The organism is Duganella sp. CT11-25 (genome assembly GCF_047302815.1).
Lineage (GTDB): Bacteria > Pseudomonadota > Gammaproteobacteria > Burkholderiales > Burkholderiaceae_D > Rugamonas.
Genome location: NZ_JBKBFD010000001.1, coordinates 6787813 through 6810069, shown reverse-complemented (window position 1 = coordinate 6810069; position 22257 = coordinate 6787813). Strand labels below are relative to the sequence as shown.

General features: G+C 63.1%; 22 protein-coding genes. 9 read left to right on the top strand and 13 right to left on the bottom strand.

Annotated elements, in window-relative coordinates; all coding sequences use genetic code 11:
- Window positions 1-12: 12 nt before the first annotated feature.
- Window positions 13-441 (top strand): thioredoxin family protein, encoded by a 429-nt coding sequence (locus ACEN9F_RS29650; protein ID WP_413426068.1) that lies wholly within the window; start codon window positions 13-15, stop codon window positions 439-441.
- Here the strand turns inward: ACEN9F_RS29650 and ACEN9F_RS29645 are convergent.
- Together ACEN9F_RS29645 and ACEN9F_RS29640 are read right to left on the bottom strand one after the other, a co-directional pair.
- Entirely contained in the window at window positions 438-2711 is a 2274-nt protein-coding gene (locus ACEN9F_RS29645) for a molybdopterin cofactor-binding domain-containing protein (RefSeq protein WP_413426066.1), read from the bottom strand. The two genes, ACEN9F_RS29650 and ACEN9F_RS29645, sit on opposite strands and share 4 nt — an antisense overlap.
- Before the next feature lie 21 nt (window positions 2712-2732).
- Window positions 2733-5852 carry an EAL domain-containing protein gene (locus ACEN9F_RS29640; RefSeq protein ID WP_413426064.1) on the bottom strand — a complete coding sequence of 1040 codons (3120 nt, stop codon included), beginning with the start codon at window positions 5850-5852 and terminating at the stop codon, window positions 2733-2735.
- A 178-nt stretch (window positions 5853-6030) separates the two neighbouring features.
- Between ACEN9F_RS29640 and ACEN9F_RS29635 the strand changes: the two genes are divergently transcribed.
- Complete coding sequence (locus ACEN9F_RS29635; protein ID WP_413426062.1) at window positions 6031-6540, top strand: DUF1993 domain-containing protein; 510 nt, start codon at window positions 6031-6033, stop codon at window positions 6538-6540.
- 43 nt (window positions 6541-6583) lie between these two features.
- Here ACEN9F_RS29635 and ACEN9F_RS29630 read toward each other — a convergent pair whose 3' ends face one another.
- Window positions 6584-6772 (bottom strand): DUF1289 domain-containing protein, encoded by a 189-nt coding sequence (locus tag ACEN9F_RS29630; RefSeq protein ID WP_413426060.1) that lies wholly within the window; start codon window positions 6770-6772, stop codon window positions 6584-6586.
- Entirely contained in the window at window positions 6772-7329 is a 558-nt protein-coding gene (locus ACEN9F_RS29625) for a DUF1415 domain-containing protein (RefSeq protein ID WP_413426058.1), read from the bottom strand. The genes ACEN9F_RS29630 and ACEN9F_RS29625 overlap by 1 nt, the downstream gene beginning before the upstream one ends.
- Before the next feature lie 227 nt (window positions 7330-7556).
- On the opposite strand from ACEN9F_RS29625, the gene ACEN9F_RS29620 reads away from it, so the two are divergent.
- Both ACEN9F_RS29620 and fabI read left to right on the top strand, forming a co-directional pair.
- Entirely contained in the window at window positions 7557-8945 is a 1389-nt protein-coding gene (locus ACEN9F_RS29620; protein ID WP_413426056.1) for a transglycosylase SLT domain-containing protein, read from the top strand.
- Window positions 8946-9144: 199 nt separating this feature from the next.
- Complete coding sequence (gene fabI, locus ACEN9F_RS29615) at window positions 9145-9936, top strand: enoyl-ACP reductase FabI (protein ID WP_413426054.1); 792 nt, start codon at window positions 9145-9147, stop codon at window positions 9934-9936.
- Window positions 9937-9996: 60 nt separating this feature from the next.
- Here the strand turns inward: fabI and ACEN9F_RS29610 are convergent, their stop codons facing one another.
- Window positions 9997-10647 (bottom strand): transglutaminase-like domain-containing protein, encoded by a 651-nt coding sequence (locus ACEN9F_RS29610; RefSeq protein WP_413426052.1) that lies wholly within the window; start codon window positions 10645-10647, stop codon window positions 9997-9999.
- Window positions 10648-11016: 369 nt separating this feature from the next.
- Between ACEN9F_RS29610 and ACEN9F_RS29605 the strand changes: the two genes are divergently transcribed.
- Window positions 11017-12417 (top strand): DEAD/DEAH box helicase, encoded by a 1401-nt coding sequence (locus ACEN9F_RS29605; RefSeq protein ID WP_413426050.1) that lies wholly within the window; start codon window positions 11017-11019, stop codon window positions 12415-12417.
- Between the two features lie 75 nt (window positions 12418-12492).
- On the opposite strand, the gene ACEN9F_RS29600 is transcribed toward ACEN9F_RS29605, so the two are convergent.
- The 7 genes from ACEN9F_RS29600 to ACEN9F_RS29570 all read right to left on the bottom strand — a co-directional run bounded on the left by ACEN9F_RS29600 (window position 12493) and on the right by ACEN9F_RS29570 (window position 19280).
- Window positions 12493-14979 carry a DUF4157 domain-containing protein gene (locus ACEN9F_RS29600; RefSeq protein WP_413426048.1) on the bottom strand — a complete coding sequence of 829 codons (2487 nt, stop codon included), beginning with the start codon at window positions 14977-14979 and terminating at the stop codon, window positions 12493-12495.
- The gene (locus ACEN9F_RS29595) at window positions 14976-15524 is read right to left on the bottom strand and encodes a hypothetical protein (protein WP_413426047.1); all 549 of its coding nucleotides are present in this window, start codon (window positions 15522-15524) and stop codon (window positions 14976-14978) included. Before ACEN9F_RS29595 ends, ACEN9F_RS29600 begins: the two co-directional genes overlap by 4 nt.
- The gene (locus ACEN9F_RS29590) at window positions 15517-16269 is read right to left on the bottom strand and encodes a DUF899 domain-containing protein (protein WP_413426045.1); all 753 of its coding nucleotides are present in this window, start codon (window positions 16267-16269) and stop codon (window positions 15517-15519) included. Before ACEN9F_RS29590 ends, ACEN9F_RS29595 begins: the two co-directional genes overlap by 8 nt.
- Window positions 16270-16284: 15 nt before the next feature.
- Window positions 16285-16941, bottom strand: a complete 657-nt coding sequence (locus tag ACEN9F_RS29585) for a glutaminyl-peptide cyclotransferase (RefSeq protein ID WP_413426043.1) — start codon at window positions 16939-16941, stop codon at window positions 16285-16287.
- A gap of 46 nt (window positions 16942-16987) precedes the next feature.
- Window positions 16988-18208 (bottom strand): helix-turn-helix domain-containing protein, encoded by a 1221-nt coding sequence (locus ACEN9F_RS29580; protein ID WP_413426041.1) that lies wholly within the window; start codon window positions 18206-18208, stop codon window positions 16988-16990.
- A 237-nt stretch (window positions 18209-18445) separates the two neighbouring features.
- Window positions 18446-18946, bottom strand: a complete 501-nt coding sequence (locus ACEN9F_RS29575) for an SRPBCC family protein (protein ID WP_413426039.1) — start codon at window positions 18944-18946, stop codon at window positions 18446-18448.
- Window positions 18936-19280: an ArsR/SmtB family transcription factor gene (locus ACEN9F_RS29570; RefSeq protein WP_413426037.1), complete on the bottom strand. Its 345-nt coding sequence runs from the start codon at window positions 19278-19280 to the stop codon at window positions 18936-18938. The genes ACEN9F_RS29575 and ACEN9F_RS29570 overlap by 11 nt, the downstream gene beginning before the upstream one ends.
- A 141-nt stretch (window positions 19281-19421) precedes the next feature.
- Between ACEN9F_RS29570 and ACEN9F_RS29565 the strand changes: the two genes are divergently transcribed.
- The 4 genes from ACEN9F_RS29565 to ACEN9F_RS29550 all read left to right on the top strand — a co-directional run bounded on the left by ACEN9F_RS29565 (window position 19422) and on the right by ACEN9F_RS29550 (window position 21953).
- A complete protein-coding gene (locus ACEN9F_RS29565) occupies window positions 19422-19982 on the top strand; it encodes an RNA polymerase sigma factor (RefSeq protein WP_413426035.1) in 561 nt (186 codons plus the stop codon).
- Between the two features lie 46 nt (window positions 19983-20028).
- On the top strand, window positions 20029-20349 hold the full coding sequence (locus tag ACEN9F_RS29560) for a hypothetical protein (protein ID WP_413426033.1): 321 nt from the start codon (window positions 20029-20031) through the stop codon (window positions 20347-20349).
- Window positions 20342-21586 carry an MFS transporter gene (locus ACEN9F_RS29555; RefSeq protein ID WP_413426031.1) on the top strand — a complete coding sequence of 415 codons (1245 nt, stop codon included), beginning with the start codon at window positions 20342-20344 and terminating at the stop codon, window positions 21584-21586. Before ACEN9F_RS29560 ends, ACEN9F_RS29555 begins: the two co-directional genes overlap by 8 nt.
- 178 nt (window positions 21587-21764) lie before the next feature.
- The gene (locus tag ACEN9F_RS29550; protein ID WP_413426030.1) at window positions 21765-21953 is read left to right on the top strand and encodes a hypothetical protein; all 189 of its coding nucleotides are present in this window, start codon (window positions 21765-21767) and stop codon (window positions 21951-21953) included.
- A gap of 53 nt (window positions 21954-22006) precedes the next feature.
- Here ACEN9F_RS29550 and ACEN9F_RS29545 read toward each other — a convergent pair whose 3' ends face one another.
- Window positions 22007-22255, bottom strand: a complete 249-nt coding sequence (locus ACEN9F_RS29545; protein ID WP_413426029.1) for a DUF3297 family protein — start codon at window positions 22253-22255, stop codon at window positions 22007-22009.
- Window positions 22256-22257 lie beyond the last annotated feature (2 nt).

Sequence of the window (22257 nt, the reverse complement as noted above, 5' to 3'; positions counted from 1 at the left end):
GCCGATCACAGCATGCACAGTTTGACCCTGAATTCCGACAACCGCGAAGAAGTGGCCGCCGCCCTGGCCGGCGACCGCTGGATCGTGGCCTGCCTGTGCGCCGCCTGGTGCGGCACCTGCGAATCCTACCGCACCACGTTCGAGGACGTGGCCGGACGCCATCCGGACAAGTTCTTCGTATGGATCGACATCGAGGATCACGCCGACGTCGTGGGCGACCTGGACGTGGAAAACTTCCCCACCTTGCTGATCCAGCATCACGAGCTGGTGGCCTTCTTCGGCACCATGCTGCCGGACGCCGGCCTGGCGCACCGCCTGGTGCTGGCCCAGTCCGCGCAGACCGACGCCGAAATGCAGGAACTGATCGCCAACAACGAAGAGCGCGCCCAATGGCAGCGCGACTGCAACCTGCGCACGTTGATGCGCAACGCGCAGGCTTAAAGCGTCAGCGGCAGGCTGCGCAAGCGTTTCCCGGTCAATTTAAAGACAGCATTCGCCACCGCCGGCGCGATCGGCGGCGTGGCCGGCTCGCCCATGCCTTCCGGATGCGCGGCGCTTGGCATGATGATGGTTTCGACTTCAGGCGCCTGGTTCATGCGCAGCACCGGATAGTCGTGGAAGTTGGTCTGCTCGACCTTGCCATCCTTGATGGTCACATTGCCGAACAGCGCGGCCGACAGCCCAAACACCACCGCCGATTCCACCTGCTGCGCGACGATGTTCGGATTGACCGCGATGCCGCAATCGACCGCGCACACCACGCGGTGCACGCGGATCTCCGTGCCCTCCACCGACACTTCCGCCACCTGGGCGACGATAGTGCCGAAGGACTGGTGCAAGGCCACGCCATGCGCGCGCCCGGCCGGCGCGGCGCCGGCCTTGGCCACCGCCGCGTTCAATACCGCCAGATGGCGCGGGTGCTGCAGCAGCAGGCCGCGCCGGAACTCCACGCCGTCCTTGCCCGCCGCGTGCGCCAGTTCGTCGATGAAGCTCTCTTTGAAGAAGGCGTTGTGCGAGTGGCCCACGGAACGCCAGTAGCCCAGCGGCACCGGGCTGTCCACGATCACGTGGCTGATGCGCTGGTTGGCGAAGTGGTACTGCATATCGAATTCGCCTTCGGCGGTGGTCTTGTCCGGTCCGCCCGCAGGTAGCCCGAGATTCCGCTTGAAGAACTGGTGCGACACCGAACCGCTCGCCGACTTGTTGTCGTAGCCCAGCACCTTGCCCGCCGCGTCCAGCGTGGCACTGAAGCGCGCCAGCGCCGCCGGGCGGTACACATCGTGGGTGGTGTCTTCCTCGCGCGACCAGATCAGCTGCACCGGGTGACCGTCAGCCTGTTTGGCGATCGCCACCGCCTGGGCGATCATGTCCACGTCCAGCCGGCGGCCAAAGCCGCCGCCCAGCATCGTCACTTCCAGCACCACGTCGTCGGCAGACACGCCGGCCACCTTGGCCGCGACTTCCACCGCGAAGCCGGGCGATTGCGTCGGCGCCCACAGATGCACCTTGCCATCCTTGACCTGCGCGGTGCAGTTGATCGGCTCCATCGCCGCATGCGCCAGGTAGGGCGCCCGGTACTCGGCCTTGACGGTTTTGGCGACGCCGGCCGCCCGGCCCTCCACCGCATCCATGTCGCCGGCCTTGTAGTAGGCGTAGCCGGCTTCCTTGTCGAGTTGCGCCGCGAATTCGGCATAGATGGCGGCGCTGGACAGGCCTGCATGCGGGCCGTCGTTCCATTTGATCTCCAGCGCTGGCGCGGCCTGCCTGGCCTGCCACCAGGTTTTGGCGATGACGGCCACGCCCGCGCCGGCGCCGGTCTTCTCCGGCAGCGCGCTGGAAAAGTCGACCACCTTGACCACGCCCGGCATTTTCAGCGCCGCGCCGGCATTGACGCTGGCGACCGTGCCGCCGATCACCGGCGACATATGCAGCGCCGCATACAGCATGCCCGGCGGACGCGCGTCGATGCCGAAGATGGCCGTGCCATTCACCTTGGACGGCGTATCGCGGCGCGGCTGCGCGCGGCCTATCAGCTTGAAGTCATCCGGCGACTTCAGGCGCACCTCGCCCGGCGCGGACGTGACGGCCAGCGCCAGCAGCTCGCCGTACGCGCGGCGGCGACCGTCGGCATGGATCACGTGGCCGTTCTCGGTGCGGCAATCCGCCGGCCGCGCGCTCCAGTACGCGGCCGCGGCGGCGATCAGTTGCGCGCGCGCCGAGGCCCCGGCCTCGCGCATCGGCTCCCAGGCATCCTTCACGCTGGAAGAACCGCCGGTGATGATCAATCCCAGCTCGCGCGCCACCTTCCCCACCGTCCACGTCACGGCGGCCTTCAGGCGGCCGGTATCGTCGGGATGGAAGGGCAAACCGTCCTTGAGCATGGCGATATTGCCGAAGATTTTATCGATGGGCGCCTGTACCAGATGCACGCTGGACAGCGGCACGTCCAGCTCCTCCGCCACCAGCATCGGCAAGGCGGTATGGATGCCCTGCCCCATCTCGCTGCGCGGCATGGCCACCGTCACCGTGCCGTCGGGCGCGATGGCGACCCAGCCGTTGAGCGCCACCGCGCCGCCGGTCAGCGGCAAGGGATGCGATCCGTTCAGGCGCTGCCTGGCCGGCATCACGCCCCAGCCGACCACCAGCGCGCCTGCCGCTGCGGCACCGCTCAAGATAAAACGACGGCGCGATATTTTATGCGCTCCCTGCATGACGGTCTCCCCGTGTATTTTTTATTTTTTCCAGCGCGTCAGCATGTCGTCCGCCGCCAGCGGCCGGCTGTAGAAATAGCCCTGCGCCTGATAGCATCCGTGACGCAGCAGGAAGGCCGCCTGTTCTTCGGTCTCCACGCCTTCCGCGATCACCGACAGGTTCATGCTCTTGCCCAGCTGGATAATCGCGATGGCGATCGCCTCGTCGTTAGCGTCGGTCGAAATATCCTTGATGAAGGAACGGTCGATCTTCAGCGTCTGCACCGGCAGCTGCTTCAGGTAGGCCAGCGACGAATAGCCGGTGCCGAAATCGTCGATCGCCAAACCGACGCCGATCGAGTGCAGGTCGTTGATGAAGACCATCGCGTCGCCGGTGTTCATGATCACCGACTCGGTCACTTCCAGCTGCAGGCGCTGCGGCTCGAGGCCGGTCTCGCGCAGGATGTCGGCCACCATGTTGACAATGCTGCCGCGCTCGAACTGCTTGGCCGACAGGTTGACCGCGATTTTCGGCACATGCAAGCCGGCTTCCTGCCAACGCACCATCTGGCGGCAGGCTTCGTACAACACCCACTTGCCCAGCTGGTTGATGAAGCCCGTATCCTCGGCCAGCGGAATGAAACGGATCGGCGGAATCAGGCCCAGCTCCGGATGATTCCAGCGCACCAGCGCCTCGGCGCCGATCAGGCGGCCGGTGTCGATCTCCACCTGCGGCTGATAGTTGAGGAAGATCTCGTCCTTCTCGATCGAGCGGCGCAGGAAGGTCTCCAGGCGCAAGCGCTCGACGCCCTCGCCCGTCATCGACGGCGCATAGAAGCTGTAGCCGTTGCGGCCGCGCGCCTTGGCCTGGTACATCGCCACGTCGGCGTTACGGATCAGCATATTCAGATCGGTCGCGTCGTCCGGGAACAGGCTGATGCCCACGCTGCAGGTGACGAACAATTCGTGGCCCGCGACCATGAACGGCTGCTCGAACATCTGCACCAGTTTTTCCGCGACCAGGCTGGCGCCGTACTGGTTGTCGATATCCTCCAGCAGCACGATGAATTCGTCTCCGCCCAGCCGCGCCAGCGTATCGCCTTCGCGCAGGCGCTCCTGCAAGGCCTTGGCGACCTGCTTGAGCAGTTCGTCGCCGATGTGGTGGCCCAGCGTGTCGTTGACGTTCTTGAAGCGGTCCAGGTCGATGAACAACAGCGCCAGCTGCTCGCCGTCGCGCGAGGCGCGCTGCAAGGCGTGCTGCAGGCGGTCGTGGAACAGCAGGCGGTTCGGCAGCGCGGTCAGCGGATCGTGGTGCGCCAGGTGATCCAGCTTTTCCTGCGACTCCTTGGCCTTGGTGATGTCGCTGAAGACGCCGACATAGTGCGTGGTCTCGCCGCGGCTGTCGCGCACCGCGCTCACCGTCAGCCACTCCAGATACAGCTCGCCGTTCTTGCGCTGGTTCCAGATCTCGCCGCGCCAGAAGCCGTTCTGCAGCTGCTCGCGCCACATGGCGCTGTAAAAATCTTCGTCGTGGCGGCCGGAGCGCGTCAGCGTGCGGTCCTTGCCCAGCGCTTCCGCTTCCGCGTAGCCGGTGATCTGGGTGAAGGCCGGGTTGACGGCGACGATGGTGCCCGCCGCGTCCAGCACCACCACGCCGTCGGCGATGTGCTCGATCACGGTGGCGGACAGGCGCAGCTTCTCTTCCGCTTCCTTACGTGCGGTGATGTCGGCGTACACCCAGATGCTGCCTTCGTTGGCGCGGTTGTGGTCCAGCGCGTAGCCGCTGACCATGCACCAGAACTGGCTGCCGTCCCGGCGGCGGTAGTTGCGCTCTTCGTTGAAGTAGTCGCCCTTGGACAGCGAGGGATACTGGCGCGCGCCGGCCGATTCGAAGTCGAAGGAGTTCGGGAACAGGATCGAGGTGGAGGCGCCCGTCATCGCGCCCGGCTCGTAGCCGAACAGCTCCTCGCAGCGGCGGTTGACCGAGACGATGCTGCGGTTACGCACGAACATCACGCCGAACATCACGTTGTCCAGGATCGCGCTTTGCTCGGCCAGCAGCGCCTCGATGCGCATCTCGTTGTGCTTGCGCTGGCTGATGTCGGAGATGATGCCGTCCACCCAAGGCGCGTTGCCGTCGCCGTCGTGCTGCTGCGGCTGGCCGTTCTCGGCCACCCAGCGCTCGGTGCCGGCGGCGTCCAGGATGCGGTATTCGACTTCATACGACTGGCCGTCGCGGATCGCCTGCGACACGGCGCGGCGCTGCTTCTTGCGGTCTTCCGGCGCGATCAGGTTGGTCCAGGAATGGGTGGTGCTGCGCATGAACTGCGCGGCCGAGTAGCCGGAGATGTCCTCGATGGCGTCCGAGACGAAGTCGATCGGACCGTCGGGCCGGAAGCGGAACACCGCGCCCGGCACCTGCGTGACGATGGTGCGGAAGCGTTCCTCGCGCTGGCCGATGTCCTCGAACAGGCGCTTGATCGCCACCCGCATCTGCTCCAGTTGCGCGGCCAGGCGGCCCAGTTCGTCGCTGCCGCGCAGGTCGAGGCGGGTTTCGAAGTCGCCGTGCGACAGGCGGTCGGAGAAGCGCATCAGCTTGCGCAGCGGCTTGATCAGGCGCGAATTCAGGAACAGCACGATCAGCAGCAGCGACACGGTCAGCTGCGCCGCCAGCACGAACACGTAGGACACCTGCTTCTTGCTCAGCTCCAGCTGGCTGCGGGCGTCGTCCATCTCGACCATGATGCGGCCGATACGCTCGCCGCGCACCAGGATCTCGCGCTCGGCGCGGAACACATTGCCGGTGGCCTGGCGCGGCGAATGCACGTGCATGAACTGGGTGTCGGCCTGGCCGACCACCTGCACCTGCAGCACGGACTGGTCGCGCATCACCGATTCGACCAGCGAATGGGCCGATTCGGCATTCATATTCCACAGGGATTCCTGCATGCCCAGCGCCAGGATGTCGGCATTGCGCTGCAGCGATTCGTTCAGGGCGACGCGCGCCGACTGCTGCTCGTGCACGCCGATCAGCAGGTAGCTGCCGATGATGGCCGGGATCACCAGGCCGCCGAACACGACCAGCAGCAGCGCACCGTAGATGGACAGACCGTATAGCGCGCTCAGGCGGGCGCGCATTCTTTGATAGATGGTGCTAGTCATGCACCGGCACAGGATAGTGATAAGTTTGCATCATCAGGCTGAAGTTGGGTGGCATAGCAAACTTTTATAGTTACTAACCAGAATTATGCACGCAAAATGGCCGGAAAATCATCTTGCAAGCAAAAAACCCACAGGCGCGCTATGATCGCGGCTCATTTTTCAACACAAGGAATTCGCCATGACCACCTTCTCCATGTACTCCGCCTCTATTCCTGTGTTCAAGCAGATCCTGAACAGTCTGCACGCCATCCTGGACAAGGCCGAAGCCCACGCCGCCGAGAAAAAAATCGAACCAAACGCGCTGCTGCAGTTCCGCCTGTTCCCGGACATGCTGCCGTTCACCCGCCAGATCCAGATCGCCTGCGATTTCGCCAAGGGCGCGGCAGCCCGCCTGGGCGGCCTGGAAGTGCCGTCGTATGAAGACAGCGAAGTCAGCTTCGCCGAGCTGAAAGCGCGCATCGTCAAGACCCTGGCGTACATCGACAGCGTGCCGCAGGCGTCGATCGAAGGCAGCGAAGAGCGCGCCATCACCACCGGCAGCGGCGAGAAGACCAAGCACTTCACCGGCCAGACCTATCTGTTCCACTACGCGATCCCGCATTTCTTCTTCCACGCCACCACCGCCTACGACATCCTGCGCCACAACGGCCTGGACATCGGCAAGAAGAACTTCATCGGTACCTACTGATCCAGCCCGTCATTCCCGCGCACGCGGGAATGACGCCGCCGGGTCAGGTATTCCGGCGCGGGTAGCCCTGCGCCAGGATGCGTTGCCACACCAGTTCCTTCTGGTCGGCGCTCATGGACACCCAGTGCGCCACCTCCACCACCGTGCGGCCGCAGCCGCGGCAGACGTCGTCGAACGTGGTCGAGCACACCGCCACGCAGGGCGTATCCGGCCGGATTGGCAAATCGCTCATTATTTCACCTGCATCAGCTTGTCCCAGCCGTCATGGCCCAGGGTGCGCAGGGTCTCGATATTCTTTTCGAAGATGTCGGCCGCCTCGGGGAAGGCCTCGACCGCGCGCTCCACGCTCTCCTCGCGCAGCAGGTGCAGCGTCGGGTAGGGCGAGCGGTTGGTGTAGTTGTCGATATCGTTCTTGTGCGTATCGGCAAACTGGTAGTCGGGGTGGAAGCTGGCCACTTGCAGCTCGCCGTCCAGTTCCAGCTCTTCCAGCGCGGCGTCGGCCACGTCGAGGAACTCGTTGTATTCCTCGAAATCGGTCAGCACGTTCGGATGGATCAGCATGGTCGTGTCGACCTTCTCCGGATCGGCGTCGGCCAGGTACTGCAACTCCTCCATCAGCTTTTCCAGCAGCGCTTCCGGCGTTTCGGCGTCGCTCACCACATAGCGGATCTGCTGCTTGACGTGGACGGCTTTGGCGAACGGACACAGGTTCAGGCCGATGACGGCCTTTTCCAGCCAGGTGACGGTCTCTGCGATGACGACGTCGCGATCGATGGCGGGGCTACTCATAATGCAATTCCTCAGGTGACTACTCAAAAGCAGGATTGTACGCACTCTTTGCGCCATCTCATACTTCAGCCATTTTGTAGCGATCTGAGCCTTATCTGCTTGGAACTATTACATATAAGAATTAGTCATATGGTTGACATAGTTCTTGACTCGACCGGATGACCTTCGTACACTCCACGTTTATTCATAGTCCACCCGATGTTTCACATCGGCAACAATGGAAAACTATGCAATCACGAATTTCTCAATCTGCGGCTGTTGCAGCCCTGCTGGCGCTACTGGCGCCGGCCATCGGCCTGGCCCATGATGAGGCGCCGGGCCTGCCGGCGGCGACCGCGCCGCTGTCTCCCCTGCCAAAACCTCCCGCCCTCGACGTCACCTCCCTCAAAGTTAACAAACCGGCAAAACTTGCCGAGGATGATGCTTTCCACGAGAAAGATGTCTGGGGCCGCATCCGCAGCGGCTACGCCATTCCGGATATTAATAACGACCTGGTCGGCAAGCATGTGACCTGGTACGCCACCCGTCCCGACTACATCGCCCGCACCACGGCGCGCGCCTCGCGCTACCTGTTCCACGTCGTCACCGAACTGGAAAAGCGCGGCATGCCGACCGAGCTGGCGCTGCTGCCGTTCATCGAATCGGCGTTCAACCCGGAAGCCCTGTCGAGCGCCAACGCGGCCGGCATGTGGCAATTCGTGCCGGGCACCGGCCGCGACTTCAACCTCAAGCAGGACGCCTTCAAGGACGAGCGCCGCGGCATCCTGGCCTCGACCGACGCCGCCCTGACCTACCTGCAGCGCCTGTATGACATGTTCGGCGACTGGCAACTGGCGCTGGCCGCCTACAACTGGGGCGAAGGCTCGGTGCAGCGCGCCATCAAGAAAAACCAGTCGCTCGGCAAGCCGACCGACTTTGAAAGCCTGGCCGACCTGATGCCGGCAGAAACCCGCAACTACGTGCCCAAGCTGCAGGCGGTCAAGAACATCATCGCCAATCCGACCCAGTTCGGCCTCAACCTGCCGGTGGTCGACAACACGCCCTACTTCACCGCGGTCGACAAGACCAGCGACATCGACCTGACCATCGCCGCCCACCTGGCCGAGCTGTCGGTGGACGAGTTCAAGGCGCTGAACCCGCAATTCAAGCGTCCGGTGATCACCGGCGACGACCAGACCAAGATCCTGCTGCCCAAGGAAAACGCCGAAAAGTTCCACCTGAACCTGGCGCAATGGGGCAAGGACCTGTCGACCTGGACCACGCACAAGATCACCAGCGCGCGCGAAAGCATCGGCACGCTGGCCTCGCGCTTCCACACCACGCCGGAAGTGATACGCCAGGCCAACAACATTCCGCAGCGCTCGATGCTGAAAGCCGGCTCCACCATCCTGGTGCCGCGCATCTCGACCTCGGCCAAGGTGGACATCGCGCCGGAAGTGGCCGACAACGCCACCATGGCGTTTGAAGCCGAGCGCGCCGCCGGCAAATCGGCCAAGGGCTACAAACTGGCCAAGGGCCACGGCAAGGCAGAGAAGTCCAGCCCGGTCTCGCTGGTCAAGGCGCGCGTGCCGCGCAATGCCGCCAAAGCCAAGCCGCGCCGCAAAAACGACAATTAACGCCGGCCCGGCCCCGGCCCGCCACGGCGGAAACGGGGCGGCGGCGGCGATCAAAGGTTGCAGTCGCGGCTGACACGTCCTACAATCTTGGTCTTGCGTGTCAGGCAATAGCTTCACACACTAAAAAACAACCCCACTGACGCAGCCAGCCAGCTCGCCCCAGAGCAAGCCAGGCCGCGCAGTCGCAATCGGAGTCCCTATGGCGTTCTTGCAAGGCAAAAAAATCCTCATCACTGGTTTGCTGTCGAACCGTTCCATCGCTTACGGTATCGCCAAGGCTTGCCATCGCGAAGGCGCCGAACTGGCGTTCACCTACGTCGGCGAACGCTTCAAAGACCGCATCACGGAATTCGCCGCGGAATTCGACAGCAAGCTGGTGTTCGACTGCGACGTCGGCAGCGACGAGCAGATCGCCGCCCTGTTCGCCGACCTGGGCCAGAACTGGTCGCAGCTGGACGGCCTGGTGCACGCGATCGGCTTCGCGCCGCGCGAAGCGATCGCCGGCGAGTTCCTGGACGGCCTGACCCGCGAAAACTTCCGCATCGCCCACGACATCTCGGCCTACAGCTTCCCGGCGATGGCCAAGGCCGCGCTGCCGCTACTGAAGGAAGGCTCGTCGCTGCTGACGCTGTCGTACCTGGGTGCGGTGCGCGCCATCCCTTACTACAACACCATGGGCCTGGCCAAGGCATCGCTGGAAGCGTCGGTACGCTACCTGGCGGAAAACCTGGGCAAGCTGGGCATCCGTGCCAACGGCATCTCGGCCGGTCCGATCAAGACGCTGGCCGCGTCCGGCATCAAGGATTTCGGCAAGCTGCTGGGCTTTGCCTCGTCGCACGCGCCGCTGCGCCGCAACGTCACCATTGAAGAAGTGGGCAACACCGCCGCCTTCATGCTGTCGGACCTGGCCTCGGGCATCACCGGCGAAATCACCTACGTCGACGGCGGCTTCTCGCACGTCATGGGCCTGAACGCGGAAGACTACACCTAAGCCTTGCCCGCCTCGCCAAGCTGAAAACGCCCTGCATGCAGGGCGTTTTTTTGTCCGGTGTCAGTGCCGACATTCGGACACGACACCGGATTTCGGCGGCTCCGCATCGATGGGCGACTCGCAATAGGCGGCAATGGATGGCAGGACGCGCATGCGCTGCACCAGATCCGGCCACGGCTGCGCCCATATCTGCGGGTAGAGGCATTCCCCTTCGTTCACCACGGGAAACGCCAGGTTTTCCCGGCCAGGCGTGAACTCGCAATGGACGGTGGCCTTGTTGCCGCGCGCATCGCAGCGATACCAGCCGCTCTCCGGCAGCCACACCGCCACCAGCCCGTGCGTGCAAAACGGCGAGCCGGCGTCGCGCAACGTCAGCCGCTGGTAGCAGAATCCCGCTGGCATGCCGTTCGCGCGCAGCAGCGCCACCAGCAAGTGGCTTTTCGCGATGCACAAGCCGGTACCGAGCGCCAAGGCCTCGGAGGCGCCGCAGCTGACCTCCTCGCGCTTGAAATCGATGCTGTGCTCAATCCGGTCCCGCACCCATTCAAAACAGCGCCGCGCCGTCTCCTCGGGCGTATCGGCGGCCAACGTACTCGCCAGCGCCGCCACGTCCGGATGATGGAAGTCGACCACCTCGCTGGCCTCCACGAAGGCAGGCGAAACATCGGAAGGCACGGCATTGTTATCTTGTTGATCCTGCTGACGCCGCATAGCCTGCTCCCTTAACGAAAATAGTAAATTTAACATGATTATTGTTATTGCAGTGCAACCTGCCATGGGGGCATCGGGCCGGCAAAGCGGAATTGACCTATACAGATGGCCATGACTGCTGTATAGTGTCGCCTGTGCGCTGCAACATAGCAGTCGCCTGAAACACTTAGCAGCTACGCAAGCCTCAGCGCATCATCCTGATGTCGCTATAAAGCCCTCCCGCCTTTGGTGTCGCACCTGACACCGTCCCGGCGCAAAGCTTTTGTGCCGAAATTTCTTTCGATTTTGATTGAGTCATTTCGTTTTGGTAGGCGTTGCTATTTCGCGTTCGGATTTTGTTCCGCACGCTGATTTTTACGAAAGAAAAGAATGACATTTGAAGCACTTGGTCTCAACACGTCCATCATTAAAGCCCTGACCGACGCCGGCTACACCGCGCCGACCCCAGTTCAGCAGCAGGCCATCCCTGCCGCTATCGCAGGCAAGGACTTGTTGGTTTCCTCGCAAACCGGTTCCGGCAAGACTGCAGCCTTCATGCTGCCGTCGCTGCACCGTTTGTCCGAGATCGACCCGGCAGTTGCCGGCAAGACTCCAAATCAAGAAATGCAAGCCGCCCGCGCGCGCGGCGAGCGCCCACGTTTCAAAGCTGCACAGCCAAAAATGCTGGTGTTGACCCCAACCCGCGAACTGGCCCTGCAAGTAACCTCCAATACCGACAAGTACAGCGTCAACCTGCGTCGTCTGAAAGCAGTGTCGATCCTGGGCGGTATGCCTTACCCGAAACAGATGCAACTGCTGGCCAAGAATCCTGAGATCCTGGTCGCCACCCCTGGCCGCCTGATCGACCACATGGAATCGGGCAAGATCGATTTCTCGCAACTGGAAATCCTGGTGCTGGACGAAGCCGACCGCATGCTGGACATGGGTTTCATCGACGACATCGAAAAGATCGTCGAAGCGACCCCGTCGACCCGTCAAACCATGCTGTTCTCGGCCACGCTGGACGGCGTCGTCGGCAACATGGCGCGCCGCATCACCAAAGAGCCGCAGATCATCCAGATCATGAGCGCCGCCAACAAGCATGAAAACATCACCCAGCGCGTGCACTTCGTCGACGACCTGTCGCACAAGAACCGCCTGCTGGACCACCTGCTGCGCGACGACTCGCTGGACCAGGCGGTTGTGTTCACCGCCACCAAGCGTGACGCCGACACCATCGCCGACCGTCTGAACATCGCCGGTTTCTCGGCAGCCGCACTGCACGGCGACATGCACCAGGGCGCGCGTAACCGCACCCTGGACAGCCTGCGCCGCGGCCAGGTCAAGATCCTGATCGCCACCGACGTTGCCGCCCGCGGTATCGACGTGCCGACGATCACCCACGTGTTCAACTACGACCTGCCGAAGTTCCCGGAAGACTACGTCCACCGCATCGGCCGTACCGGCCGCGCAGGCCGCAACGGCCTGGCGATCTCGCTGGTGAACCACGCCGAAGGCATGAACGTCAAGCGCATCGAACGCTTCACCAAGCAACTGATTCCGGTGAATGTGATCGAAGGCTACGAGCCGAAGAAAACCGGTTCCGCACCACGCTCGACCTCGCGTCCAGGCGGCTGGAAACCAGGCGACAACCGTGGCGGCGCCAAGCCAGGCCAGCGCACGTTCAGCAAGCCAGGCGCACCGCGCAAGGAAGGCAGCACCGGCGGCGGCTACAAGGGCAGCAACCCGCGTAGCGCCGACGGCGCCCGTCGCACCTACGGCGACCGTTAATCGCCAGCTGACCTAAGCATCATATGAAACGGCCACCAGAGCGATCTGGTGGCCGTTTTTTTTGCGCATCGGATGCTACGGCGGCTCGCCCTGCCCTCCCGATTGATCCGACGGCGGCAATTGCAGTTGCGGCGGCGCGCCCGAGGTCAGGTTCGCCCAATCGGCCGCTTGATAGTTGGCCGGGCGGTAAATCTTGATGCGCAGCCTCTTGGGAATCTTCACCGACGAACTATGCTTTCTTTTGGTGCCGACGGACACCAATCCAGGTTCATCCACATCGTCATCGGCGGCCGGCGGCGCATTGAGTCGCAATTGGTTCGGCACTAGCCGCTGGAATATCAGTTCAGGCTGGGACAATTGCTCGGCATTGAACGTGAACCCGAAATCGGGCACATGAATTGAAAAACCATGCTGGCCCAGCAAGCGCAGCCGCGACGCCAAGCCAGGCAGCGGATTATCCAATCGCAAGTAACTGCCGAAGAAATGATCGAAACTGCCTTCGGCGCTGAGCTCGGTGGGGCTTTGGGAAATGAGCACCCCATTTTGGGCAAATCCGTCAAACAGCTGCCGCTCGTCGTTGGCGAGAACCAGCTCCCCCGAGGACTGCCGTCCGCCAAACGGCAAGGGCCGCTCCGGCTCGGCCCAGCGCGCGCGCCGGACTTCAAAGTCGCGCACGCGGCCCTCGGCCTGCTCGCGGAACTTCTTCTGTTGAATCTTGCCCGTCAGCTTGTCGATCACCACGCCATCCAGCGGGAAAAACTCAATGGTCAGCGGCGCATCTTGAGGGATGGTACCCAGCGCGGGGTGATCCAGCGCGGAGATTTCGATCTTGATGCTCTGGGCCAGGATGCGATCGCGCACCGTCGCCGTGAAGCGCGCGAAAATCTTGCCGTGGTTGCCCTGATGCCAGCGCTGAATCTGGCTTTCGAACGGGATCATCTGGCTGTTGGCGACAAAGGTACCGGCCAGCAGATTGCCCTGCTCCGTCTCGCCGCCGATCTGCGCGCCGCGGATGTGCAGCCACTCCCAGTTCTGGTCGACCGGCACGACGCCGCCGTTCGCCGAGCGGAACGCATTATGAAACGCCGCCGCGCCCAGCGCGCCCCATTTGCCCATGACCGTGTTCTGATCGCCGTCGCGCCCGCCCGCCAGGTCGCTGACCCAGCCGGAGTCGGCCGGACCGGCCAAGGCCTCGTAGGCGTTGTTCAGCCTGGTGAAAGCAAGACTGGGGTTGGCGATATTCGAGAACGTGTCGTCATAGTTGCGGCCGTTTGCGGTGTATTTGCGCGACGCCGACGCGGGGGCCCTCACCGTGGAGGCATAGACGAAGCCATCGCCGGCAAAGGTGTTGGCGCCGGCCTGTTTGTCGAGCGCCGCGCGCGCCACGGCATCGCCGAAGGAATCGACCAACACCGCGTTGACGCCATCATAGTCGGGAAACTTATCGACGGGAATATTCAGCGACGCCAGCACCAAGGCCTTGGTCGCGAAGTGCGGCCTGCTGATGTAGAGGCTGCCCTCGGCTGCCGGCAGACGCGAGCCGCCGCCCTCGTTGCGCAGGTTCGGAAAGCCCTGCGCTCCCAACTTGACCAGCCCCAGGATGATGCCGGGATAAGGGGCCAGGTTCCCAATATTAATGAGCACCCGGCCACTTTCCATGTGCACCGGCTGGACCGCGGCGAACAAGGCGGCGGGGCCGAACGCGTACAGATTACTGAGCTGATTGATAGCTGCCGCCTCATTCAGCCCTTGAGTCGCTCGCGCATCGGCCACCAGCGGAGCGATCAGCGCGTACAACGCGTCGAGATTCGCATAAGGAATGAAAACGCCGCGATTCGCCTTGCCCCCCTGCGTGGTGACAAAAGCATAGTTGGTCCCCGCCGTGTCCCGGTAAACCCCGGTCGCCGGGTTGTCCAGCCAAGGCCGGCGCTGCGCGGCGGCATCCGGCCGGGCCGGCGGATTCAACGGCCGCAACGGCTTTCCTTGAGAAACGTCATCGGCCCCGGCCTGCAGCGCCTTCTGTCCCATCAGGTCGGCTTCCGCCTCCAGGCCGGCATCGTCGTTGACCCGCACATCGCCCTTCATCTGCATGGTGGGCCGTACCCTGCCCTGCGCCTGCTGCACCACATGCCATGCTTCATGGGGCAAGTGCCGCTCCTGGCCGGGCGCCACATGGATCTCGTTCCCCTGCGCATACGCATGTGCATGCAGTTGCGCCGGCTTGTCGGAGTTATAGTGCACCCGCACATCATCCATGCTCAAACCGGACAACGATTCAATGCCGGATTTGAGCTGGCTGGGCAAGCCGGTATTGTTCATCGCCGCCTGCATGCTGCGTAGCCCCTTCGTTTGCGGGCTGCCCGCCATCATCTCCTGCCGCGCCAATTGCGCGGCGGTTTCACTTCGGCTGTCGACAAATTGAAGCGCGGCATCCTCCGGCCTGGATTGCCGTGATTCCTGCGCAGCCTCGGTTTTATTGGCGGTTGTATAAGACATAAAATTTGTGCCGATGACAACACCGAGCAATGTACCATTTTCCTCGACGCACGTCTTAATGCTCAAGGCCCCCGGCCAGGAATACCATCCGCGCGCCGGCCGGGCGGCGCGCAGTTCCTTGAAATCAGGCACACCGCATACGCGACCGCACCGGTGACGGCCAGCATCGCCGCCATATGCAGGCCGACCGCCGCCAGCGCCAGCATCAGCGAACCGGATGCGCCGATGTCGCGCGCCGGCGTGTCCGCGAGGCACAGCGGTATCAGCGCCGGCACCAGCATCAATCCGGCGCCGTGTACGGTGGACATGATGAAGGACCACATCGCCAACCCCGCACGCCGGCGGTGGCACAGCAGCAGCGCCACCAGCACCACGCCCGCCAGCGCCAGCAGCAGCTCGCGATCCATCGCCAGACCCAGCGCGATGGCGCCAGCCACCAGCGCCACCGACGCCGCATGCCCGATCGCGATCGGCGCCAATGCCCGCAGCGACTGCGTCCGGTTGCGGGCCCGTACGCCGGAAGCGGCGGCAAACATCCAGCCGGTGGCGGGGTTCAGCCCGTGCAAGGCGCCCAGCCCCGCCACCGCCAGCCACGGCCAAACGCTAGCCATGGCAGCACGAACTGGTCGCGCCAGTCGGCTGGTAGCGGTCATGGTGGCGCACCCACGCCATCGTATAGGGCAAGCCCTCCTCGTCGCGGCCCATCGGCGTGAGGTCGAGGAAGTTATAGGTGTGCATCATCACCTCCACGCCGCGCCCGTAGGTCGAATAAGTGTGATACACCTCGCCCGCATCGTCTTTGTAGAACACGCTGACGCCGGGCGCGTCCGGATGCGGGAAGGCCTGTTTCTTATAGTTGTAATAGACCTCGCCCTGGGCGATCTCTTCCGGCGTGAAGCTGACATTGAAGTCGTAATTGAAATCGCCGTCGTCCGAGGAGACCCACTTGAAATGCCAGCCCATGCGCTGGCGGAAGCGCTCAAGATCGGCCAGCGGCGCGCGCGAGACGGCCACCAGCGTCACATCGCGCTGCGCCAGGTGCGCCAGCGCGCCATCGGTATGGTCCGCCATGTACGAACAATGCGCGCAGCCCTGCTCCGCGCCCGGCGTGAACATGAAATGCTGCACCACCAGCTGGCGGCGGCCTTCAAACAACTCGGCGAGCGAGCGCCGGCCTTCCGGCGCATCGAAAGCATAGTCCTTGTCGACCCGCACCCACGGCAGCGCGCGGCGTTCGCCGGCGATCTGGTCGTGCAGGCGCATCAGTTCCTTCTCGCGCACCAGCAGGGCTTTGCGTTCTTGCACCCATTGCTCGCTGGAGACCACGGCATGAGGTTTGGCAGTCACTGTATCCATGATGTTCTCCTTTGATTAATTGGCGGGACGACGTACGGCGCGCACTTTACCGCTGCCGCCGCCACCGCAATAAAACAGGCTGGCGCCATCGGATTCGAGTCCGCTGACGAAGGTACCGGCCGGCATTTCCAGCCGCTCCAGCACGGCGCCGTTTGCAGGATCGATGCGGCGGATATCGCTGTCGTCGCCTTCCCAGGTTCCATGCCACAGCTCGCCGTCAACCCAGGTCACGCCGGTAACGAAGCGGTTGGAATCGATGGAGCGGATGATGGCGCCGGTAGACGGATCGATCTGGTGGATCTTGCGGTCGCGGTACTGGCCCACCCACAGGCTGCCCTCGGCCCAGGTCAAACCCGAGTCGTAGCCGTCGCCGGGCGCCGGGATCGTGGCCAGCACCTTGCCGCTGGCCGGGTCGATCTTGTCGATACGCCGCTCGGCGATCTGGTAGAGGTAGGTGCCGTCGAAGGCGGTGCCGGCGTCGCAGGGGCAGTCCAGTGAACGGGCGATTGCGCCGCTGCCGGGATCGAAGGCAATCAGCTTCTCGCCGGTGGCCGCCCAGACGCGCTGGCCGTCGTGGGTGACGCCGGCTATTTTTTCCGCGCCATCGAAGGGGCCGTATTCGCGCACGATCTCGGCCGTGCGCACTTTTTCCTTGCTGGTCTTGCTGGTCATCGTAGTCTCCTTATGTGGCACCTCGGATCGGCGCCGCATGACAACTTTATGCGATTGGCAGTGCGGCGGGGAGTAACAAGATTGTCGTGTATCCGGCCAAGGGCGGCGACAACCAGCGGCGCGTGCGCGCCTGGCCGATCGAGCGCACCCGCCCTGCCGTCTCCAGTTCGGCCAGCGCGCGCTGGATGGTGCGCTGGCTGTCGCCCAGCGCCATCGCCAGCGCCGAGGTCGACCAGGCGGCGCCGTCGGACAGCAGCGCCACCAGCGAGGCCTGGTCGCCATCGATGGGCGGGGCCAGCACGACGACTGCGCGCGCCTGGAGCGGCTTCAGCGCGAAGCCGCGTGCCGTGGCCTCAATCCGCGCCATGGCGGAAACCAAAGCGCGCAGGCGGCTGATCTCGACCCGCAGGCGGGCGCGGTGGGTCTCGTTGGGTTGGTGGGTGCGGAATGCCTGGGCGATCAAGGTTTCGCGATCGATGTCGCCGGGCCATGCTTCGGCCAGCGAGCGGGCCAACGCAAACAATATCGGCCGCCGCGCCAGCGGCTGCCATGCTTCGCCGACGCCCAAGCCACGGCGGCAGCCATCCAGGACCAGCGCGTCGGACTCCAGCAGCGCCGCGACATCGTCGAGGCGCAACGCCTGTTCACCGCCGGCCAGCAGGCGCCGCGCGGCTGGACGATCGAGAGCGTTCCGCGCCTCCACCACTTCGGCCAGCAATGCCGGAATGCGGGCACGCTCGGCGGATGTGTGCGCGCGCGTCAGCGCCGTCCGCGCCTGGGTAACATGCAGCGAGCGCATCGCCAGCTCCGCGGCAGCCAATTCCGCCACCGCAGCCAAGGCGGGCGGCAAGCTGCGACCATTGAGCTGCGACAGCGCAGCCTCCGCCTCATCTAGACGTCCGAGCAATAACAGCCGGCGTGCGGCGATGAGGTGCGCCTGCAGCGCATTCGCGTGATCCGCATGCGCCTCCAGAGTGGCCAAGGCCGTAGTTAGTGCACGCGGCGAGCCGCTGAAATCGCGCACCGCCAGCGCCACTTCGGCCTCGGCGACGATGCAGCGGGCGCGAGACAATTCCTCGTGAGCACCGAAGCCCCGCGCCGCGCGGCGCAGCAATTCGCGCGCACGCGGATGCTCGCCCAGCTGCGCCATCGCGATGCCGCGCAAGGCCAGCGCTGGCGGATCCTCGCGCAAGGCGACCCGCTTCAGCGCCCCGAGCGCGTCACCGGCGGCAAGTGCCCGTGCGGATGCGGCGATCAACGAATCCATGGCACACCGGGAGGTCCGTCACTTACAGTTGAATTGAGCACGAAAGCTCTCCAGCTGACCGGGCTTGAGCTTGCTCTCGGTGGGGTAGCCGATCCCACTTCCCTGCTGGGCATGAACAGCGCCCGTCATCATGGCCGCCACCAGAAATAAACTTCGCATTGTCATCAACTTTATCGGACTCAATATTCGATGCTGACATGCGAATGTTTATTTTGCAACCATGAGGTCGCCCAACGCTTAGCTTTGAGTCAAAAGGAGCTCGTCCAGGCGTTCCAGGGTCGAAGTCAATCCCTCCTTCATGCCCATATCGATGACCTGCTGAAGTGCTTCGGCCGATGTATAGGAAACCACCGTTTGCACAACGGTATGCGTCGCCAGATCGGAAAAGGTGACGTTCCATTGCGATCGGGGCAAGTCGGGGTTCAGTGCGCCGGTGTTGTCGCAAAAGCCGTCCAGCGCGGTGTAGTGATCGATGGGTTGAATGGCTTGATAGTCCATGCGCCCCCAGTATTCCTGCCCGTTGGGTTCAACCATCGCGTACAGCCAATGCCCGCCTTCACTGAAATCCATAAACTTGGTTTTCGTGGTCAGGGGCTTGGGCGCGAACCACTTATCGAGAAGTGCACTTTTCGTGTAGCAGTCCCAAACCAGCGGCCGCCCGGCCGCAAACTCCCTTTTGATCGTGAGGGTATTTTTCTCTTTGTCGACAAGGAACTCAAATTGCAGGTCAGCTTTCATTTTCTTCACCTTTCATTGTGGTTAATAAATCATCAAGATTATCGTACCGACTGGCCCAGGCCGCGCGTTGCTCATCGAACCACTTTTCGGCGGCGGTCAAGTTGTCACGCCTGAGCACACAGGTCCGCACCCTGCCCGTCTTCACCGACGCAACGAGGCCGCAGCTTTCGAGAACCTTGATGTGCTTCAAGAACGACGGCAAGCCCAAACCAAATGGCGCCGCGAGCTCTTTGATCGATGCGGAGCCCCTCCCGAGCCGGGCGATGACGGATCGCCTGGTAGGGTCGGCCAGTGCGTGGAACACGTCATTCAGTGCTAAAGAATAGTTTTCCATGTGGCGAACTATATCAAAACAGTTCGCCATTTGGCAAACTATTTTGACGTACCGCGACAATCAGCTAACATCGGCGCCCCACAAACCTATATATTTGCACCTCCCCCACAATAACCGTCGCCGCGAACCGTCTTCAATCGCATGACACCGCCATACAACACTACTAACAAAGACGATGACATCACCGCGACCGTGTTGCGTGAGCGTTCGAAGTTGGGGAACTTCATCCGCCGCCGGGTGGCCGACCAGACCGACGCCGACGATATCCTGCAGGATGTCTTCTACGAGTTCACCCAGGCCTACCGCCTGCCCGAGCCCATCGAGCAGGTCAGCGCCTGGTTGTTCCGCGTCGCCCGCAACCGCATCATCGACCGCTTCCGCAAGAAGAAGGAAGTCGCGCTCGACGATCTGGCCTGCGCCGACGAGGACAACGACGAGTACCGCCTCGACCTGATGCTGCCCTCGCTCGACGCCGGACCGGAAGCGGCCTACACCCGCTCCGTGCTGCTCGAAGAACTGCAAGCGGCCCTCGACGACCTGCCCGCCAACCAGCGCGATGTCTTCATCGCCCACGAACTCGACGGCATCAGCTTCAAGCAGATGGCCGCCGAAACGGGCATCTCGATCAACACTTTATTGGCCCGCAAGCGCTACGCAGTGCTGTACCTGCGCCAACGCCTGCAAGCCCTGTACAACGAATAAAATTGAAAGGAGTAAGAAAATGCGTAAGGAAATGAGCTTCAAGAAGATGAAACTGTTAAAAGGCCTGATGATCCTGGCCGGTGCCGCCGTGATGGGCGCGATGGTGATGGGGTTGTGGAACTGGATCATGCCCAGCCTGATCACCGGCGCGATGACTATCGATTATTGGCGGGCGCTGGGGTTGCTGGTACTCTGCCGTATCCTGTTCGGCGGCTTCCGCGGCCACGGCCACGGCCCGAGCTGGCAGGAAAAGCGCGAGCACTGGCAGCGCTGGCAGGCGATGACGGCCGAAGAACGCGAACAATTCCACAAGCAGCGCGCCAACTGGTGCCGCCCGCAAAAGACCGAGGAAAAACAAGATGACTAAAGCCCCTGCGGCTCCTTTTAGCCGCTATCAAAAAATCGTCGTGGCGATGCTGGCCTTCCTGCAATTCGCCGTGATCCTGGATTTCATGCTGATGTCGCCGCTGGGCGCCGTCATCATGCCGGCCCTGAACATCGGCCCCAGCCAGTTCGGCCTGGTGGTCTCGGCCTACGCCTTCAGCGCCGGCGCGTCCGGCCTGCTGACCGCCGGCTTCGCCGACCGCTTCGACCGCAAGAAACTGCTGCTGTTCTTCTACACCGGCTTCATCCTCGGCACCGTCTGGTGCGGCATGGCGCAGACCTTCGAGAGCCTGCTGGCCGCGCGCATCGTCACCGGCCTGTTCGGCGGCGTGATCGGCTCCATCGTGCTGGCGATTTCGACCGACCTGTTCCCGCCGCAGATGCGCGGCCGCGTGATGGGCCTGATCCAGACCGCGTTCGCCGCCAGCCAGGTGCTGGGCATCCCGGCCGGCATCTACCTGTCGAACCAGTGGGACTGGCACGTGCCCTTCCTGGCGATGGCCGCCTTCGGCCTGGTCGGCGGCCTGCTGGTCGCCTGGCAAATGCAGCCGGTCAACGCCCACCTGGACAAGCCGCAAGAGCACAGCCCGTTCATGCACCTGTTCCACACGGTGACGGAGAAGCGCTACCTGCTGGCGTTCTCGATCACCGCCCTGCTGACCACCGGCGGCTTCATGCTGATGCCGTTCAGCAGCGCCTACATCGTCAACAACATGGGCATCGACCTGCACCACCTGCCGACGGTCTACCTGATCACCGGCCTGTGCACGATCTTCATGGGGCCGATGATCGGCAAGGCGGCCGATACCTACGGCAAGTTCCGCGTATTCCTGTTCGGCACCGTGCTGTCGATCGTGATGGTGCTGGTGTACACCCACCTCGGCCACATCCCGCTGGCCGCGCTGGTGGTGGTCAATTCGCTGATGTTTGTCGGGATTTTCTCGCGCATGATTCCGTTCCAGGCGCTGTCGTCGACGGTGCCGGTGCAGACCCAGCGCGGCTCGTACAACGCCATCAGCGCCTCGATCCAGCAGCTGGCCGGCGGCGTGGCTTCGGTGGTGTCCGGCCATATCGTGTCGCAGGGCGCGGACGGCAGGCTGCAGCATTTCGATACCGTCGGCTACGTCGTGGTGGCGACCTCGCTGGTGGCGGTGGCCCTGGTGTGGCGGCTGCAGCGCGGCATGTCCACGCCCGTGCCGGCACCGCAAACCGCCCTCTGATTGACGCCGCTCCGGGCCCCGCGCCCGGAGCCGGCTCCCGCCTTCCTCCTCCCGCCTCGTATCAAATTGTTTCCACAAGTTAAGAAAAACCAATATAGTTTCCACATGGCACTATTTTCGACTTATAATCTTTACAGTAAATAACCATCGAACCTACGAGATATAAAGGGAGTAGTGCATGAATTCCAGGAATATGGATGCAGCATGTCTGCGGGCCTTGCGCCGCCGGGGTCACTCCGACGCCAGCATCGACGCGATGAGCCCCGAGGAAGCGTTTTGTGAATACTGTGCCTACCACGGCATCATGAACCTCTCCCCGGGCACCATCGAGATGCTCGACAAGCTGCGCGGCGATGCCGCCAAATAAAAAAAAGCCACCGAGTTGTTCCGGTGGCTTTTTTTTATTTGGCAGACTGCGGTTTAACGGTAGAACGCTTCGACTTTACCCTTCAGCTTGATCAGCATCGGGTTGCCTTTGCGGTCCAGACTCTTGGCCGACGAGACCTTGATCCAGCCTTCGCTGATGCAGTATTCATCTACATCCATGCGTTCTTTGTCGTTAAACTTGATGCCGACATCGTGTTCGAACACGGCTGCGACATGGTGCGGGCTGCGCGGATCGATCGACAGATGATCCGGCAGAGGTGGGCGTTGAGTAGTATCGTTCATGC

Excerpts from the sequence above, each read along its gene's own strand:
- ACEN9F_RS29650 (WP_413426068.1), top strand. The coding sequence starts at position 13 with ATGCACAGTTTGACCCTGAATTCCGACAACCGCGAAGAAGTGGCCGCC.
- ACEN9F_RS29645 (WP_413426066.1), bottom strand. The coding sequence starts at position 2,711 with ATGCAGGGAGCGCATAAAATATCGCGCCGTCGTTTTATCTTGAGCGGT.
- ACEN9F_RS29640 (WP_413426064.1), bottom strand. The coding sequence starts at position 5,852 with ATGACTAGCACCATCTATCAAAGAATGCGCGCCCGCCTGAGCGCGCTA.
- ACEN9F_RS29635 (WP_413426062.1), top strand. The coding sequence starts at position 6,031 with ATGACCACCTTCTCCATGTACTCCGCCTCTATTCCTGTGTTCAAGCAG.
- ACEN9F_RS29630 (WP_413426060.1), bottom strand. The coding sequence starts at position 6,772 with ATGAGCGATTTGCCAATCCGGCCGGATACGCCCTGCGTGGCGGTGTGC.
- ACEN9F_RS29625 (WP_413426058.1), bottom strand. The coding sequence starts at position 7,329 with ATGAGTAGCCCCGCCATCGATCGCGACGTCGTCATCGCAGAGACCGTC.
- ACEN9F_RS29620 (WP_413426056.1), top strand. The coding sequence starts at position 7,557 with ATGCAATCACGAATTTCTCAATCTGCGGCTGTTGCAGCCCTGCTGGCG.
- fabI (WP_413426054.1), top strand. The coding sequence starts at position 9,145 with ATGGCGTTCTTGCAAGGCAAAAAAATCCTCATCACTGGTTTGCTGTCG.
- ACEN9F_RS29610 (WP_413426052.1), bottom strand. The coding sequence starts at position 10,647 with ATGCGGCGTCAGCAGGATCAACAAGATAACAATGCCGTGCCTTCCGAT.
- ACEN9F_RS29605 (WP_413426050.1), top strand. The coding sequence starts at position 11,017 with ATGACATTTGAAGCACTTGGTCTCAACACGTCCATCATTAAAGCCCTG.
- ACEN9F_RS29595 (WP_413426047.1), bottom strand. The coding sequence starts at position 15,524 with ATGGCTAGCGTTTGGCCGTGGCTGGCGGTGGCGGGGCTGGGCGCCTTG.
- ACEN9F_RS29590 (WP_413426045.1), bottom strand. The coding sequence starts at position 16,269 with ATGGATACAGTGACTGCCAAACCTCATGCCGTGGTCTCCAGCGAGCAA.
- ACEN9F_RS29585 (WP_413426043.1), bottom strand. The coding sequence starts at position 16,941 with ATGACCAGCAAGACCAGCAAGGAAAAAGTGCGCACGGCCGAGATCGTG.
- ACEN9F_RS29580 (WP_413426041.1), bottom strand. The coding sequence starts at position 18,208 with ATGGATTCGTTGATCGCCGCATCCGCACGGGCACTTGCCGCCGGTGAC.
- ACEN9F_RS29575 (WP_413426039.1), bottom strand. The coding sequence starts at position 18,946 with ATGAAAGCTGACCTGCAATTTGAGTTCCTTGTCGACAAAGAGAAAAAT.
- ACEN9F_RS29570 (WP_413426037.1), bottom strand. The coding sequence starts at position 19,280 with ATGGAAAACTATTCTTTAGCACTGAATGACGTGTTCCACGCACTGGCC.
- ACEN9F_RS29565 (WP_413426035.1), top strand. The coding sequence starts at position 19,422 with ATGACACCGCCATACAACACTACTAACAAAGACGATGACATCACCGCG.
- ACEN9F_RS29560 (WP_413426033.1), top strand. The coding sequence starts at position 20,029 with ATGAAACTGTTAAAAGGCCTGATGATCCTGGCCGGTGCCGCCGTGATG.
- ACEN9F_RS29555 (WP_413426031.1), top strand. The coding sequence starts at position 20,342 with ATGACTAAAGCCCCTGCGGCTCCTTTTAGCCGCTATCAAAAAATCGTC.
- ACEN9F_RS29550 (WP_413426030.1), top strand. The coding sequence starts at position 21,765 with ATGAATTCCAGGAATATGGATGCAGCATGTCTGCGGGCCTTGCGCCGC.
- ACEN9F_RS29545 (WP_413426029.1), bottom strand. The coding sequence starts at position 22,255 with ATGAACGATACTACTCAACGCCCACCTCTGCCGGATCATCTGTCGATC.